The organism is Eisenbergiella massiliensis (assembly GCF_003435485.1).
In genome coordinates, this window is the sequence record NZ_QVLV01000001.1 from 187,067 (window position 1) to 202,734 (window position 15,668).

General features: G+C 50.5%; 10 protein-coding genes. 6 read left to right on the forward strand and 4 right to left on the reverse strand.

Annotated elements, in window-relative coordinates; all coding sequences use genetic code 11:
* Window positions 1-9 precede the first annotated feature (9 nt).
* From DXC51_RS00795 to DXC51_RS00810, 4 genes are all read right to left on the reverse strand, one after another.
* Window positions 10-1,566 (reverse strand): ABC-F family ATP-binding cassette domain-containing protein, encoded by a 1,557-nt coding sequence (locus DXC51_RS00795; protein WP_021635143.1) that lies wholly within the window; start codon window positions 1,564-1,566, stop codon window positions 10-12.
* 98 nt (window positions 1,567-1,664) lie between these two features.
* Window positions 1,665-2,933: an MFS transporter gene (locus DXC51_RS00800; protein ID WP_181969998.1), complete on the reverse strand. Its 1,269-nt coding sequence runs from the start codon at window positions 2,931-2,933 to the stop codon at window positions 1,665-1,667.
* Window positions 2,927-3,706, reverse strand: coding sequence for an alkaline phosphatase family protein (locus DXC51_RS00805; RefSeq protein WP_102287267.1), 780 nt, complete (start codon window positions 3,704-3,706; stop codon window positions 2,927-2,929). The genes DXC51_RS00800 and DXC51_RS00805 overlap by 7 nt, the downstream gene beginning before the upstream one ends.
* Window positions 3,707-3,745: 39 nt before the next feature.
* Window positions 3,746-4,510, reverse strand: a complete 765-nt coding sequence (locus DXC51_RS00810) for a DeoR/GlpR family DNA-binding transcription regulator (RefSeq protein WP_117543328.1) — start codon at window positions 4,508-4,510, stop codon at window positions 3,746-3,748.
* Between the two features lie 739 nt (window positions 4,511-5,249).
* Between DXC51_RS00810 and DXC51_RS00820 the strand changes: the two genes are divergently transcribed.
* The 6 genes from DXC51_RS00820 to DXC51_RS00850 all read left to right on the forward strand — a co-directional run bounded on the left by DXC51_RS00820 (window position 5,250) and on the right by DXC51_RS00850 (window position 15,652).
* Window positions 5,250-6,392, forward strand: a complete 1,143-nt coding sequence (locus DXC51_RS00820; RefSeq protein ID WP_117543332.1) for a metallophosphoesterase family protein — start codon at window positions 5,250-5,252, stop codon at window positions 6,390-6,392.
* Window positions 6,393-6,684: 292 nt separating this feature from the next.
* Window positions 6,685-9,012, forward strand: coding sequence for an ABC transporter substrate-binding protein (locus tag DXC51_RS00830; RefSeq protein WP_117543336.1), 2,328 nt, complete (start codon window positions 6,685-6,687; stop codon window positions 9,010-9,012).
* 4 nt (window positions 9,013-9,016) lie between these two features.
* Window positions 9,017-9,904, forward strand: a complete 888-nt coding sequence (locus DXC51_RS00835) for a carbohydrate ABC transporter permease (protein WP_117543337.1) — start codon at window positions 9,017-9,019, stop codon at window positions 9,902-9,904.
* 103 nt (window positions 9,905-10,007) lie between these two features.
* Window positions 10,008-10,829, forward strand: a complete 822-nt coding sequence (locus DXC51_RS00840; RefSeq protein ID WP_242991275.1) for a carbohydrate ABC transporter permease — start codon at window positions 10,008-10,010, stop codon at window positions 10,827-10,829.
* A 12-nt stretch (window positions 10,830-10,841) separates the two neighbouring features.
* The gene (locus DXC51_RS00845) at window positions 10,842-12,893 is read left to right on the forward strand and encodes an efflux RND transporter periplasmic adaptor subunit (protein ID WP_117543341.1); all 2,052 of its coding nucleotides are present in this window, start codon (window positions 10,842-10,844) and stop codon (window positions 12,891-12,893) included.
* A gap of 770 nt (window positions 12,894-13,663) precedes the next feature.
* Window positions 13,664-15,652 (forward strand): endonuclease MutS2, encoded by a 1,989-nt coding sequence (locus DXC51_RS00850; protein WP_243003092.1) that lies wholly within the window; start codon window positions 13,664-13,666, stop codon window positions 15,650-15,652.
* The last annotated feature ends 16 nt before the right edge of the window (window positions 15,653-15,668 follow it).

Consider the following 15,668-nt stretch of genomic DNA (forward strand, 5'->3'; position numbering starts at 1 on the left):
CGGCAGAAGTCAGAATACCCTTGTCGTCCATTTGGTGCAGTCCCAGACATCGGTTGCCAGCCCGTCATAAAATTCAGGTTCGTGACAAACCATGAGAATGCTTCCCCTGTACTCCTGAAGCGCGCGCTTCAGTTCGGCTTTTGCATCCACGTCCAGATGGTTGGTAGGCTCGTCCAGAAGCAGGATGTTGGTTTCCTTATTGATGAGCTTGCACAGACGTACCTTTGCCTGCTCGCCGCCGCTTAAGACCTTTACCATGCTTTCGATATGTTTTGTGGTCAGCCCGCATTTCGCCAGGGCGGAGCGGACCTCATACTGGGTGAACCCGGGGAATTCCTGCCAGATTTCCTCAATACAGCTGGTGGATATATCCGGCGGCATCTCCTGTTCAAAATAGCCTATGCTCAGATAATCCCCCTGCTCCACTGCGCCGGAAAGAGGCGGGATCAGGCCGAGTATACTTTTTAAAAGCGTGGTTTTACCTATGCCGTTGGAACCGATGAGGGCGATTTTCTGACCCCGTTCCATGGACAGGTTCAGCGGCGTGGAAAGCGGCTCGTCATAACCGATCACCAGATCCTGCGTGGTAAAAATGTAACGGCCGGGGGTACGGGCCTCTTTAAAATGAAATTCCGGCTTAGGCTTTTCGCCGGCAAGCTCAATTACATCCATTTTATCCAGTTTTTTCTGACGGGACATGGCCATGTTCCTGGTGGCGACCCGTGCTTTGTTTCTGGCTACAAAATCCTTGAGATCCGCAATTTCCTTCTGCTGCTTGTTGTAAGCGGCCTCCAGCTGCGACTTTTTCATGGCATAGACTTCCTGGAATTTGTCATAATCCCCTACATAGCGTGTCAGGGCCTGGTTATCCATGTGGTAAATCAGGTTGATAACGCTGTTTAAGAAAGGAATGTCATGAGATATCAGGATAAAGGCGTTTTCATAATCGTTCAGATACCGTTTCAGCCATTCGATATGTTCTGCATCCAGATAGTTGGTAGGCTCGTCCAGGAGAAGGATATCGGGTTTCTCCAAGAGCAGCTTGCCAAGCAGAACCTTGGTGCGCTGCCCGCCGCTTAAGTCCGCTACATCCTTGTCCAGGCCGATATCCGCAAGGCCCAGGGCGCGCCCCACTTCCTCCACTTTGGCGTCTATCATATAAAAATCATGCATGGTAAGCATATCCTGGATTGTGCCCAAATCTTCCATATATACTTCCAGCTCTTCCGGGGTGGCTTCCCCCATCTTATCGCATATTTCATTCATCTGGGCTTCCATTTCAAACAGGAAGGAAAAGGCGGAAGCCAGAGTTTCCCGGATGGAAGTGCCCTTTTCCAGTACCGTGTGCTGATCCAGATAGCCCACACGGACATTTTTGGCCCATTCCACTTTGCCTTCATCAGGCATGAGCTTTCCGGTGATAATATTCATAAAGGTAGATTTCCCCTCGCCGTTGGCGCCGATCAGGCCAATATGTTCTCCCTTGAGCAGGCGGAAGGAAACATCATGAAAAATGGCTCTGTCACCAAAGCCATGGGAAAGATGTTCAACATTTAAAATACTCATACGGACATTCTCCTATAATACAGCTATAATGTTCTATGCGGGAGCGGCCCGTTCCGGCGGTTAAGTGCCGTTGCGGAGCGTCCGACGACGCAAGTATATCATAAGAAACGCCTGTTGACCAGAGGTTTATTATCGCAGCTGCCGCAGAAAAGGGACCATTTTCGGAAGCTGAAAGCAAGGATTAAGGTACCGGCCAGGGCAGTGACGGCCCAAACGCTGATTGTAGCATGCCAGCCGTAATGATCGGAGATGGCCCCGGAGGCTGCGGTGGACAGAGAGCTTCCTATATAAGTAGAAGCGTTGAGTATGCCGGATATGGTGGCAACCCTGCCGAAGCGGGCGAAATGCCTGGGCACCCGGCTGATCAGCATCAGGTTGATTCCGTACATGCTTCCTGTTATTAAAGTCATCATGGTAACGCTTAATGTAGGGGCGGTATTGTAAACTGGGAGCAGGATAAAGCAGGAAAGCGCAGCGCAGGCAAAAAGCAGGGCTGCCGTCAGAAGTTCATTTTTCAGTTTTTGTAACAGAGAAGATGCGATTATGATGCTGAATATACTGAAAATCGGCAGAACTGCTGTGGTCAGGATAGACAGGGAGGTGCTCAGCCCAAAGGTATCCGTAATATAAGCAGGCATCCAGGTAGTGATGCCGTCCCGCAGAATACCATGGAGAACAATGGCAAACAGGATGGGAACCAGGGAAGCCTGGATAACCAGGGAAGAAAGCTTTACCGGATTTTCATTCCCCACTTCCAGGTACAGGGCGGAAATGGCATTGGTTCCGTCAGCCTGCATTTTCCGGATGCTGATGGTCCAGACAAAGGCGGAGGCAATTCCAAAGAATGCCGGAAGCAGGAAAGCAAGCTGCCAGCCGGAAAAACGGATACAGGCGGGCGCAAGCACATATACGGCGATCATACCGGCGGATGAAGCAACGGACACCTGGACACAGCACTTTTTATAGCCCTCTTCATCCAGGGCCTCAGCCATGATTCTTACCAGAGGGGGCCAGAGCATGGACTGGAAAAAACCATTCAGGCACCAGAGCGGGATAATGACCTCCATACGAGGGAAAAGAGCAGCAAGGAGATTGCAGAGGGAAGTGGCGGCCAGCCCCGTGAAAATCATTTTCCGGGGCTGGAATTTATCTCCCAGGAAGCCGCAGAGCAGCTGTCCGATCCCATAGGTAACAAAACATCCGGTTACCGGCAATCCGGCAAGGCTTTTGCTGATTCCAAGAGAACGCTGTATTTCAGCCAGACAGGCCGCATAATTTAACCTGGTCAGATAACTGGCAAAATAGACCAGGCAGCATAGGAAGCAGAAAAATTTCATCTGCCGCCCGGATTTGAGTCTGTTCAGCATAGCAGGCTTTTGCCCTCCCATTCTCTGGCAGCCGCAGCCCCAAGGAGCTGTGTAACAGTAGGTGCAATATCACAGATACCAGGCTGCTCCAGAACAGCACCCGGCTGGAAACAGGAACCAATGCAAACAAGAGGTATCAGCATATCTTCTTTATCAAGGGACCCATGGCTGCGGCCATGTCCGCCATGATCCGCGGTGAAAATAATCGTATACTCTTCCATGAAACGTTCCGTAAGCCGCTGAACCTCATCCAGGGACTGACGGCAGGCCTTCCTATATTCTTCGCCCATCCATCCGAACTCATGCCCTGCACTGTCGGTCAGTCCCAGATAGACAAATGCAAAATCCGGTTTTTCTGACTCAATAAATTCAAGTGCATTCTGCGTAACCATCTCATTGGCCTTTTCATAGGAATAAACATGCCCTGCGGCAAAATAGCTGTAGGCAAGGCTGGAGGGGCGGCTTAAATCCCGCAGCTCTTCCCAGTTATAGAAAAAAGCACAGGTTTTCCCGGCCGCAGCCAGCTGCTCACACAGTCCGTTTACAGGACGGACCTGAGGAACATAGGTATTGGTAAGAATGCCGTGACGATCAGGTGAAACACTGTGGAAAAGCGACATATGACAGGGGAGCGTAACGGAAGGATAAACGGTTTCTGTTTCCAGGGAATAGCTTCCCAGCTCCAGCAGCCGCTGTCCATAAGGATGGCCGCAGGTGGTTAATGCGTCGGGACGGAAACCGTCCGCAAGGATGAGGATTACTTTCTGATTCATATACTGTGCCTTTCTGCCCGCCTTTTGCGGACCCTCATATTAATATTTTATAATATTTATGGATGCCTTTTTATAGGCTTCCAATATTTCATCAGGAAGACCAGAATCGGTCAGATAAAGGAACCGTGGGTTCAGATCACAGATTTTCAGCGCAGCGCAGGTTTCAAATTTGGAACTGTCAGCCTGCACTATTATCTGATCCGAAATATCAATAAGAGCGCGCTGCACCGCCACCAGCTCATGAATGTGATCGCTGATTCCAAAATCCAGGGAAATAGCGGAGGGCGCAATAAAATACTTGGAAACATGCAGCTGCCTTATCATATCCAGGGTCAGATGCCCGTAAAAAGTCTTCTCATCCGGCATATAGAACCCTCCCGTAAGGATGGTCTGGAACCCTTCCTTTCCGGAAAGAATCTGAAAAACCTGAAGAGAATTCGTCACCACGGTAAGCTCATGAAAATGCTCACAAAGCAATGCCGCCAGCTCAAAAGAAGTGGATCCCGTATCCAGGGAAATACAGTCCCCCTCACGGATATAAGGAATTGCCGCCAAAGCCAGCCTCCTCTTTTCCTCCCTGTGCTCCGTGACACGGGCAGAAAGGCTGCTGTAGCTCTGCATCTTCCGAACCGTTATAGCTCCCCCGTGCACCCTCTTCAGGGCCCCCTGCCTCTCCAAATATTCCAAATCCCGCCGTATCGTCTCCAGAGAAACCTGAAAAGCATCCGTCAATTCCGCAACCGTAACAGAAGAACGCCTCTCCAGCATCTCCGCAATCTTAACCCGTCTCTCATTTGCAAACATATACACTCATCTCCACACAAACACAATTATTTCCACATAAATGTATCACCACACCTACCACTTGTCAACCATAAAAATATTTTTTAACTAGATAAATCAATACAAAAATTTTACATAATTCCACCTGATTATCGCCTCTAAACCCCTGCCCAATTCCCGGATAATAATCCCTCCTTTCCCGTCCTCCCTTCATAGCCTGCCCGCCCGGTTCGCCTTCCGGACTTTCGGGGTCCTGGCGCCGTTGGGGGGACTGCCGTTTTGTGCTGGCAGGGGGGTTTTCAGAACCATAAGAAAAAATGGTGATGGCTTCTTACTGTGCTTTTCCGGCATACCGCTGCCGCCCTTAGTGGCTTGTCCGACGAGTGGAAGCCACATCGACTGCCAAGACGCAGCCGCTGCAGCCGATGTGGCTGCAACGAGAAGTTCAGCCACGCTGGCAGCGGTATGCCGGAAAAGCACAGTTAGAACCATCCCATTTTTGAATTGGTTCTGAAAACCCCCCTGCCAGCACAAAACGGCAGCCCCCCAACGGCGCCAGGACCCCGAAAGTCCGGAAGGCGAACCGGGCCCCCACCCCCTTATGTTAAATCTGAGTGAAGCTTTCTTTAAGATTTTATGTATTTTGTTGTAAATATGGATATATACGTATATGATGGGTGGAAGAAATGGGAAAATGCGGCATCCTCCTGGGAAGAAGTTTACATAACATGTTGGAAAAGGAAAGAAAGGAGCTGATGAAATGAAGTTCAGGGAAGATGGAACTTTTCATATATTACAGTTTGCAGATATACAGGAATTGCCTGAGGCGTCGGAGGATACCATGGCGCTTATCAGAAGAGCGCTTGATACGGCCCGGCCGGATCTGGTGGTGCTCACCGGTGATCAGCTAAAAGGCTACAGCCGTGCATTCAGGAAGAAGCCCGGGCAGACAGAAAAAGCAATACGGGGCATACTAGAGCCGATTGTGTCCAGGGGCATCCCCTTTGCCGTAACCTTTGGGAACCATGACAGGCAGAGCGGAATGAGCAACGAGGAACAGATGGGAATTTACCGCAGAATTCCGGGCTGTGTGGACTGGCTGAACAGCCGGGGACAGGAGATACTTCATGGGCCGGAGGAAGGCACCTTTGCCATAGGGATACAGAATTTTGAAGAGACAAAGACGGTGATGGCCGTTTACCTGCTGGATTCCCAGGGTGACGCCGCCGGCGGTGGCTGTCAGACCCTCCATCCCAAGCAGATCTACTGGTACAAGGCGGCAAGGGATACCTTCGAGCAGGTTCATGGCGGCCTGGTGCCGGGAATTGTGTTCCAGCACATTCCCATGCCCGAGTATTACCGGCTTCTGCGCAGAGTGGATAAGAAAACCAGGGGCGCAATCCGTACCTACCGTACCCATGCCAACGAGTATTACCTTCTGGATGAGGAAAAATGCGATGGCGGCAGCTTCCGGGAGGCGGTAAGCGCGCCTGACAACAATGCCAGGGAATTTGAAAGCCTTCGTGAAAAAGGAGATATTTTTGCCGTATACTGCGGTCATGATCACAGAAACAGCTTTGTGGGAAACTGGGGCGGAATTGATTTGGGCTATACGCCCTCCTGCGGTTTTCATGATTATGGCGACGGTGTCAGCCGGGCGGTCAGGGAACTGATATTCCATGAGGAAAATCCGGCGGACTATGAGACAAGGCTGCTGACCTATAAGGAACTGGTGGGAAGTAGGCCGTCGCATCCCTTTCGGGATTTTGTATACAGCCATATCCCGGCTACCAGAGAGGAGGCGCTGGAAAAGGTAAAAAAGTATCTGCTTTTTACCGGACTGGCGATAGCGGTTGTGCAGACGTTAAGGAGCGCGGCCAAAAAGAACGGCGGAAAGAAATAGAATAAAAAGACATGGCGGAGGACACCGGAAAAAGGTGCCCTCCGTTATTTTTCCCTGAAAAAGGCATCCTGCAAAATCAAGAGCCTTCAGGAAAGTCCGCATACGCCGTAAAACAGCAAAATGCCGCATTTGGCAATACCGCGCCGCAAAAGCCGAACAGGAAACGGTTGGGCGAAGGAATTGGATTGTAAGAAAATTGTAAGAGTTTTATCGGAATTTTAACAAGATTTGTCCTTTAAGATCAGGGTAAAGAAAAACAGGACAGCAAGGCCTGAGGAAAGGATAATTTATTATGAAAAGAAAACCGGGAATGAAAGCGCTTGCCCTGCTTTTGACAGCGGGCATGCTTTTTACAGGCTGCGGAGGAAGCGCAGGAAACACACCGGAGGAAGAGCCGGAAACAGGCGGCAGCGGAAAAACCATGGGGAGATATATGGAGGAAGCGGTGGGGATGCCGGAGGATATGATGCGCAATGCCGGAATAACCCGTCTGACGGACGGCAGTCTCCAGATATTTGACTATAATAACGGCCCCTGCATTTCCCAGGACGAAGGCAGAACCTGGACAAGGAAATACGACGACTGGATGGGAATGGTGGGAAACGCCTACTATATGACTGCTGCAATGGCGAAGGACGGCACGTTGTTTTTAATGTACAGCAGCTACGAAGAATCGGCTGATGAGGAAACGGAACAGGCATCAGAAACTGACAATCTGTTTAAAATGGATTACCGCTATATGATAGTTTCCCCGGAAGGAGAGATGCGGGATCTTCCGGTCCCCTTTAATCTGGACAATTATGAAATCCTCACAAATTGCTGGTACACACCGGATAAAAGACTGTTTGCCAGCCAGGGCGGAGCCGTTTATGAAATCAATCAGGAGGACGGAGCGTTAACAAGGCTGTTTGACACGGAAGGGGACGTGGAGCTGGCCTGTTTTTCGGAAACACGGATGGCGGCATTTACGACTACCAGGGCCTACAGCTATGATTATGTCAATGGAGAACTCCTGGAACAGGATGACGGGCTGGACAGCTTTGTGCAAAAACAGATGACCGATGGTATGGATACGATTTTTTATACCAGCGGAAATTATAAGTTCATTGCCGCATTAGATAAGGAAAACAACCTGTACCTGGGCTGTGACGAAGGTATTTACAGCTATAAGGAGGGAGAGGGCATAAAGCTGCTGCTGGAAGGCGGACTTTGCTCCCTGGCAGATCCTTCCGTAGCCAAATACGGTATGCTTGCAGAGGACGGGCCTGTATTCCTCATGCTTTTGGGAAGCGGTGTTTCCCGGTTTGCTTTTGATGAAACAGTGCCTTCCGTACCGGATAAGGAGCTGCTTGTATACAGCCTGAAGAAAGACAGAACCATCCAGCAGGCGGTATCTGCTTATCAGAAGGAGCACAATGATGTTTATGTAAGATATGAGGTCGGCATGTCCGGAGATAATGGGCTGACCGCAGAGGATGCAGTCAAAGCGCTGAATACGGAAATCATGGCGGGAAAAGGGCCTGATGTGCTTTGTCTGGACGGACTTCCGCTGGATTCCTACTTATCAAAGGGAATGCTGGCCGACTTAAGTGATACTCTGAAGGCAGCAGAGGAAAAGGAAGAGTTCTTTAACAATATCACAAGAGCATTTGAAAAAGATGGAAAAATTTACGCGCTTCCCACCCGTTTCCGGCTCCCCCTGCTTGTGGGAAAACAGGAAACCCTGGCGGGAATCCAGGATCTGCAATCCTTCGCGGATGCCTGTGAAAAACTCAGGGCGGAAAGCCCGGATGGTTCCATTCTGTCCGCTTATCAGCCTGATATTGTACTCCGTATGCTGGCCCTGGCCTGTGAGCCTTCATGGAGCAGGGAGGATGGTACACTGGAAGAGGCGGCGGTACAGGAATTTTTAACCCAGGCAAAACGGATTTATGATGCGGAAATAAGCGGTATCTCCGAAAGTGATATGGAGGATTTCCTGGAATCCAACAGAAGCAGAGGGGATGAAGGCGGAAGCTACGCGGAAACCGCGCTTGATATTTCCTTCAGTATTATGAATTTCCTGACAAGATCCCAGGAACAGTTCGGGTTGGGGAATACGCAGCAGGTGAGCCTTGACTTTACCAATGTAATTTCTATTCCCAGGGTAAGAAAAGAAATCGTCTTTACTACGCCTTCCTTCCAGAATTCAAAGGTTTTCCAGGCGGAATCCATTATGGGAGTATGCGCAAAAGCGGCCCGGCCGGAAATGGCGAAGGATTTTATACAGACGCTTTTATCCTACGAGGTAATGGCCTCACAGGAGGAACCGTATCCGGTAAATAAGGCCAGCTTTGATCGGATGTTCTATACGGAAATGGATCTGGACACTCCGTTTGGCTCCTATGGTATTGCAAAGGAGGACGGAAGTGTGCTCATGCTGGATCTGTACTGGCCTAATGAAGAGGAACAAAAAAGCCTGAAGAATCTGGTTTCTTCCCTGGATACGCCTTATCTTCCTGACAGCAGAATTGAACAGGCCGTTGTGGCGGCAGGCACACAGGTGCTGAACGGCGAACTGAGTGTGGAAGAAGGAGTGGCGCAGATAAAGCAGAAGGTACAGCTGTATCTGGCTGAATAGGAAAATGAGGAAACAAAGAAGAAACAAGAATATTGCCTGTCTGTATTTTCTGCTTTCAAGCTTTCTGGGGGTCATCGTGTTTGTGCTGGCCCCCTTTGCGGATGTCTGCAGGCGTTCCTTAACGACCGCGGTGACAGGGGAATTCAGAGGAATTGACAATTATAAACAGGTATTTGAAAATAAGGCGTTTTGGCTGGCGGCGGGCAATACGGCAAAATTCGTTCTTGTCTGCCTGCCGCTGCTCATCGGGCTGGGCCTGATTATCGCCTGTTTTCTCAGCCGTTTTACCCGGGTACATTTTCTGAAATCTGCCTTTCTCTTTCCCATGGCGGTGCCGGCGGCCACAGTAGTGCTGGTTTGGAAGCTGATTTTTGACAGGCAGGGGTTTTTGAATCTGTTTCTTACCAGGCTGGGGGAAGCAGCATACAGCGCAGGGGTGCTGCAAAGCGCCCCTGTGTTTGACATTGATTATATGAGGACGGGCGCGGCTTTCTGGGTGCTGGTGTTCAGCTACATATGGAAAAATCTCGGGTATACAGTAGTGCTGTGGCTTACGGGAATCCTGTCCATTTCCACGCAGATACGGGAAGCGGCCAGGGTTGACGGGGCCGGGGAATTCACGTGCTTTGTCAGGATAATCATGCCCAATCTGAAACCTGTCCTTTATACGATTACCGTGCTTTCCTTCCTGAATACTTTCAAGGCCTTCCGGGAGGCTTATCTGGTGGCAGGATCGTATCCGGATGAAAGCATGTATCTGTTGCAGCATCTGTTCAATAACTGGTTTACAAATCTGGATTTTGACAAGATGGCGGCGGCAGCAGTTATCCTGGGTTTTATACTGTTCGCGGCGATACTGCTTCTGCAGAAGCTGTGGGACGAAGGAGAGTGAAAGGCATATGAGGGGTGTTGGCATCCAAAATCGAAGGAAGAAAAGCGGGCATATATATGCCCTGGCCGGAAAGATATGCAGACAGACGGCAAGAACATTATTAATGGGGGTTCTTATTTTTACCGGCCTGTTTATCTGCTCTCCCGTTCTGCTATTGCTTTCAGGCTCCATGACCGGGGAATATGAGCTGACACAGGCGTTTAAAGCAGTGCTTTCCGGGGGAAGCGGTTTTATTAACTGGACGGTGCTGCCGGAGTTTCCCACACTGGAGTGGTATCGGAGGCTGCTTTTTTATTCTCCCCAGTTTTTTATCCTGTTCTGGAATTCTATCAAAATGGTGCTCATCATCCTGGCGGGCCAGCTGGTGATAGCGGTGCCGGCGGCATGGGCCTTTGCGGTTTACAGATTTCCTTTCCGCAGGCTTTTGTTTACCCTGTATATTGTTTTAATGCTGATGCCATTTCAGGTGACCATGCTGTCCTCATATCTGGTGCTGGACCGGCTGCGTCTTATGGATACGCAGGCTGCCGTCATACTCCCTGCCATTTTTTCCACTTTCCCTGTGTTTCTGATTTACAGAGGGTTCTGCAGCATTCATCCCGGGCTGCTGGAGGCCGGAAGGATAGACGGCGCAGGAGAGCTTGGGCTTTTTGTAAGGATAGGGCTTCCGCTGGGCTCCTCGGGAATCCTTTCCGCATTTGTGCTGGGCTTTCTGGAGTATTGGAATATGATTGAGCAGCCGCTTACCTTTTTAAAGAGTAAAGAATTGTGGCCGCTGTCCTTATATCTGCCCGAAATCGGGCTGACGCAGGCGGGCTTTGCATTTGCCGCATCGGTGGTGACGCTGATCCCTGCGGTCTTTGTGTTTCTGCTGGGACAGGATTATCTGGAACAGGGGATTGCTATGAGCGGATTGAAGGAATAGGAGAGATAAGTCATGGAATTTCTGAAGAAAAAGAAAAAAATCCTGTATGCCGGCTGTGTATTTTTTGTGATTATGTTTTTATGCACGCTGTTATCAAAGGGGATTTACGGAGCGAGTCTGCCGCAGGTGGAGACGGAAAAGCCGGAAAAAAGGGCGCTCGGCCATATGGTGGAGGCGGAAGGTATGGTAACAGCCAACCGGGAGGTGGCTGTGGATACCGTCAGCGGCCTGAAGGTCAATCAGATTTATGTAAACCTGGGAGACAGCGTTTCTGCGAATACATTGTTGTTTGATGTGGATCAGGAGGATTTGAAGGAAAAAATATCGGAACAGGAGCTTGCGATCAAAAAGCTGGAGATGAGCAATGAGCAGGCAAGGCAGCAAAAGGAGCTTGATGCCCAGAAGGAGCGGCTGGCCCAGAACCGTTCCCTGGAGGATTATGCGCTTGCGGATACGGAGGAGGACAGGAAAATAGAGCAGGCGGGGGATGCTGTGGCGAAGGCGGAAGAAAAGCTGGATGACCATCTGAATAACCAGCCCAGGCAGACCCCGGATGAGGAACGGAATCAGAAAAAAGAGGAGTATAAGGACTGGGACAGCCGGATGAAGGATTTACAGAAGCAGCAGATAAGCGCAAATTCGGAGCTGGAAGCGGCTAAGGCGGAGGAAGGGGCGGCCCGGAAGGCACTGGATGATTATATCGCCGCCCACGGTGATTCCGGCGGCGGAGACGGTTACAGCGGATCTGACAGCTCGGGCGAGGATAACAACAGCGGATCCGGCAGCTCCGGTGGCAGCCCGGACAGCCATGACGGTGGACAGGAGGTGGTCCGGGAAAATACGGCACAAAGCAGGGAAGGCCAGGCATCAGGCGGCAGTGTAAGCGGGAATGACGGTGGTTCGGATGGCAGTGGAACAGCTGGGGGTGATTCAGCTGGCGGCGATTCGGTTGGTGGTTCAGATGATGGTGGATCAGCCGGCGGCGGTTCCGGTTCCGGCGGCAATTCGGACAGCGGTGAAGCATCGGATAATGGCGGGACACCAGATGGCGGGGAAGACAACACCGGCGGCGGTTCCGGCCCGGCGGCAGATCCTGAACGGGAACGGCTGGAGGAAGCGCTGAAGGTGGCTGAAGCCAGGAGAGAAAGTGCGGAAAGAAGAGTTAAAAGCATAGAAGAGGAGCTGGCGAAGGGAAATGTAGATACAAAGACCAAGCCGGACTATGCAAGCGAAGATTCTGCATGGGAAAACTGGGAGAGTACAAAGAAAAGCCTGGAGGATTCCGTAGACAGTGCAAAGCAGAATCAGGAAAACAGCGTTTGGGATAAGCTGGACGCCATGCTTGAGGCAAAACGGAAGGTAGAGGACTCAACGCTTGCAGCGAATCCGGATCTGACTCTGGAAATGAACCAGATGGAGATTGCTTACCGGAATGAAATCCTGCAGAAGTACGTGCAGCTCCAAAAAGCAGACGGACAGGTATTCAGCGAGGATAACGGCATCGTAACCAAAATCAAAATATCCTCCGGCGAAAGAGTGCCGGACGGCGCTTCCGTGGTTCTGGCCGATCTGGATGAAAGCTTTAAATTCCGGACTACGCTCACCAGGGAGGAGAAGAAGTATGTGGATATCAATGATACGGTTTCCCTGAAGCTGGGTAACAGCGGCAGAACCGTGGAAGGACAGGTTGCCTATCTGGCGGAAAGCGAAAGCACGCCGGGCAGCTATGACGCCATAGTTTACCTGCCCCCCGGCGAAGGCGCGGTAGGACAGAGAGGAACCATGACGGCTTCCTCCCAGTCACAAAGCTATCCCCTGACTATTCCGGCAAAGGCAGTTTATACTGATAACGGAATTTCTTATGTTTTTGTACTCAGAAAACAGCAGGGAATTTTGGGGGAAGAACTTGCCGCAAGCCGCGTAAACGTAAATGTACTGGACAAGAACAATAAATTTGCCTCCATTGAAGAAGGAACAATAGATGCTGATACGGAAATTATAGTAGATACGACAAAAGCCCTTGAAGAGGGGGCAGTGGTACGTTACGGCAGCAGGAAGGAATAGCGGTTATTTTTTACTGTTTATTTGAAGGGCAACCGTCTATCGGCAGCACCAATATAATATAATCATGGCACTGCCTTGCCTGATTTGCAATATTTTCATGAAACAAGATTAAAAAAATATGCAGAAAAAATACGGGAAACCCTTTGACAAAGCCAAAGGCGCCTGTTATTATAGGGGCAGTGACTGAAGCCGTGTCATTCGGACATGTGTAAAGCTTCAGTTACAGAAAGAAAGAGAGGAAAATGTATGTTAATTGCAGCCAATGTGAGGAAGACAGGCGAATAGCGTGTTAAGGCAGAGACGGGGTTTTTGCGTCGTTCCCTCTGGGAGTCTGCCCTGATGAGTTCCGAACAGGTTGCGTAGACACATACTTTAAAAGTATAGAAGGCATAATCCTGATTGCGGGGTTATGCCTTTTTTTGCATTATTTTGCATTTGAAAGAATGTAAAGCAGGCATTGTCATAAGAATACTGCAGCAAAGTCAGATTTCTCACAATAGCTGCAGGACATCCCGGCCTTTTGGCAGCCGCCAGAAAGGCGCGCCCATATGACTTGCCGTCCGCGATAATAAAGAAAAACGTCCCGTTTCAGGAACTACGTCCGTTTAGCGTCTCTCAAGTATAGTGAGCCGCCGGTGAATATGAAGGAATGAAACAGCTGCCGCTATACAGCCTTGTCTTCCCACAAATCTGAAAAACAATTGAAAGAAACAAAAACAGGCGGCGGTTTAGCCGTCTGAACTGTAAGAAAAATGGGGAGAATCAATATTATGAACGAAAACAACGATATGAATGAAATGCTGGAATTTCGCAGAATAAAGGAAATGCTGGTAAAAAATGCAATGACGGAAAAGGCCGCGCAGCGGTTTGAACAAATGGAGCCTTTCCTGGATCAGGCCAGGGCGGAGGCCGCCCTGCAGGAGACGACAGAGGCCAGGAAGGTTCTGGATGCACTGGGAACCCCGCCCTTTTCGGATACGGCAGGAGTAAGGGAAGCCGCCCAGGAGGCAAAAGCGGGAAGGATGCTGACCCCGGATCAGCTGGAGAGCGTCAGGCAGTTTGCCGTACTTTCCCTGCGGCTGACCCGTTACCTGGGCCGATGCAGGGAGCTTGCCCCCGGTATGGCCGGATTTGCCGCCGGCTTCCAGGACTTAAGCGCGCTTCAGGAAGAGATCGAACGCTGTATCCGGGGCGGCCGTGTGGATGATTATGCCAGTAAGACACTGCGCAGCATACGTCAGAAAAAGGAACAGGCGGAGGGGCAGATCAGGACGAAGCTGGACACCATGCTCCGCAGCAGCCGGAAGTATTTTTCGGAAAGCTTTGTTTCCATGAGAAACGGCAGGTTCACATTGCCTGTAAAAAAAGAATACAAAAGCCAGGTCCCCGGAACCGTAGTGGATGCTTCGTCCACAGGCGCTACCTTTTTTATAGAACCAACCGCGGTATCAAAGCTCCGCGAGGAGCTTGGCCTTCTGGAAACGGCGGAGGAAAACGAGGAAAAAATCATACTCTATACCCTGTCGGCCCTGGTAGGGGATAATCTGGATGCCGTTTCCGTAAATCTGGAATATATGGAGGAGCTGGATTTTATTTTTGCAAAAGGTAAGCTGAGCGCGGATATGCAGGCCAGACAGCCTTCTTTAAATACCCGGCGTTTTATCCGTATTGTGAACGGAAGGCATCCTCTTCTTACCAGCGAAAACCCGGTGCCATTGAATGTGGAGTTTGGGGGAAAGACCCAGGGCGTCATAATTACAGGACCCAATACCGGAGGAAAAACAGTGGCACTGAAAACGGTGGGACTGCTCTCCGTCATGGCCTGCTGCGGGCTTCATATACCCTGTGAGGAAGCGGATTTGGCTATGAATGCGGATATTTTCTGCGATATCGGGGACGGGCAGAGCATTTCGGAAAATCTCTCCACCTTCTCCGCCCATATTAAAAATATTATACGCATCCTCCAGAAAGCCGACAGGGAAAGCCTGGTGCTGCTGGATGAGCTTGGATCCGGAACTGATCCGGCGGAAGGCATGGGAATTGCGGTGGCGGTTTTGGAAGAACTGAGAAAACGGGGCTGCCTGTTCCTGGTAACCACCCATTATCCGGAGGTAAAGGAATACGGCGAACGAACAGAGGGCGTGATCAATGCCAGAATGGCCTTTGATAAAGAAAGCCTGAAGCCGCTGTATCGGCTGGAACTGGGAGAAGCGGGAGAAAGCTGTGCTTTTTATATCGCCAGGCGCCTGGGGATGGCAGAAGAAACCCTGGAGACAGCCTGGAAAGCCGCCTATGGAAGCGGTGAAAAAAACAAACGCTCCCTGCCCGACCTCATGGAAACGTCCGGACCACAGGCGATGGAGGGCGGCAGCCTGGATAAATCAAAAAAAAGACCGCAGAAGTCCCGGATCAGGTCGAAGGAGGATGCGCAGAATTCCTGCAAAGTAAAGGCTGAAGAGATAAAAGGCCGTTTCTCCATGGGAGACAGCGTCATGGTATATCCCCAGAGAAAGCTGGGAATCGTATATGAGCCGGCGGATGATAAGGGCGATGTGGGAGTGCAGATCCAGAAGAAAAAAATGAGGATCAATTACAAAAGGCTTCAGCTGAAGGTGGCCGCGGCGGAAATGTACCCGGCGGATTACGATTTCTCCATTATTTTTGATACCGTGGAAAACCGGAAGGCCAGGCATCAGATGGACCGGAAATTCGTACCCGGCCTGGAAATAAGATATGAAAAGGAAGAGGACGGAAAATAGTACCATATATCTCACA

Bases quoted from the DNA above. Each gene is read 5' to 3' on its own strand.
- DXC51_RS00795 (WP_021635143.1), bottom strand. From the start codon at position 1,566: ATGAGTATTTTAAATGTTGAACATCTTTCCCATGGCTTTGGTGACAGA.
- DXC51_RS00800 (WP_181969998.1), bottom strand. From the start codon at position 2,933: ATGCTGAACAGACTCAAATCCGGGCGGCAGATGAAATTTTTCTGCTTC.
- DXC51_RS00805 (WP_102287267.1), bottom strand. From the start codon at position 3,706: ATGAATCAGAAAGTAATCCTCATCCTTGCGGACGGTTTCCGTCCCGAC.
- DXC51_RS00810 (WP_117543328.1), bottom strand. From the start codon at position 4,510: ATGTTTGCAAATGAGAGACGGGTTAAGATTGCGGAGATGCTGGAGAGG.
- DXC51_RS00820 (WP_117543332.1), top strand. From the start codon at position 5,250: ATGAAGTTCAGGGAAGATGGAACTTTTCATATATTACAGTTTGCAGAT.
- DXC51_RS00830 (WP_117543336.1), top strand. From the start codon at position 6,685: ATGAAAAGAAAACCGGGAATGAAAGCGCTTGCCCTGCTTTTGACAGCG.
- DXC51_RS00835 (WP_117543337.1), top strand. From the start codon at position 9,017: ATGAGGAAACAAAGAAGAAACAAGAATATTGCCTGTCTGTATTTTCTG.
- DXC51_RS00840 (WP_242991275.1), top strand. From the start codon at position 10,008: ATGGGGGTTCTTATTTTTACCGGCCTGTTTATCTGCTCTCCCGTTCTG.
- DXC51_RS00845 (WP_117543341.1), top strand. From the start codon at position 10,842: ATGGAATTTCTGAAGAAAAAGAAAAAAATCCTGTATGCCGGCTGTGTA.
- DXC51_RS00850 (WP_243003092.1), top strand. From the start codon at position 13,664: ATGAACGAAAACAACGATATGAATGAAATGCTGGAATTTCGCAGAATA.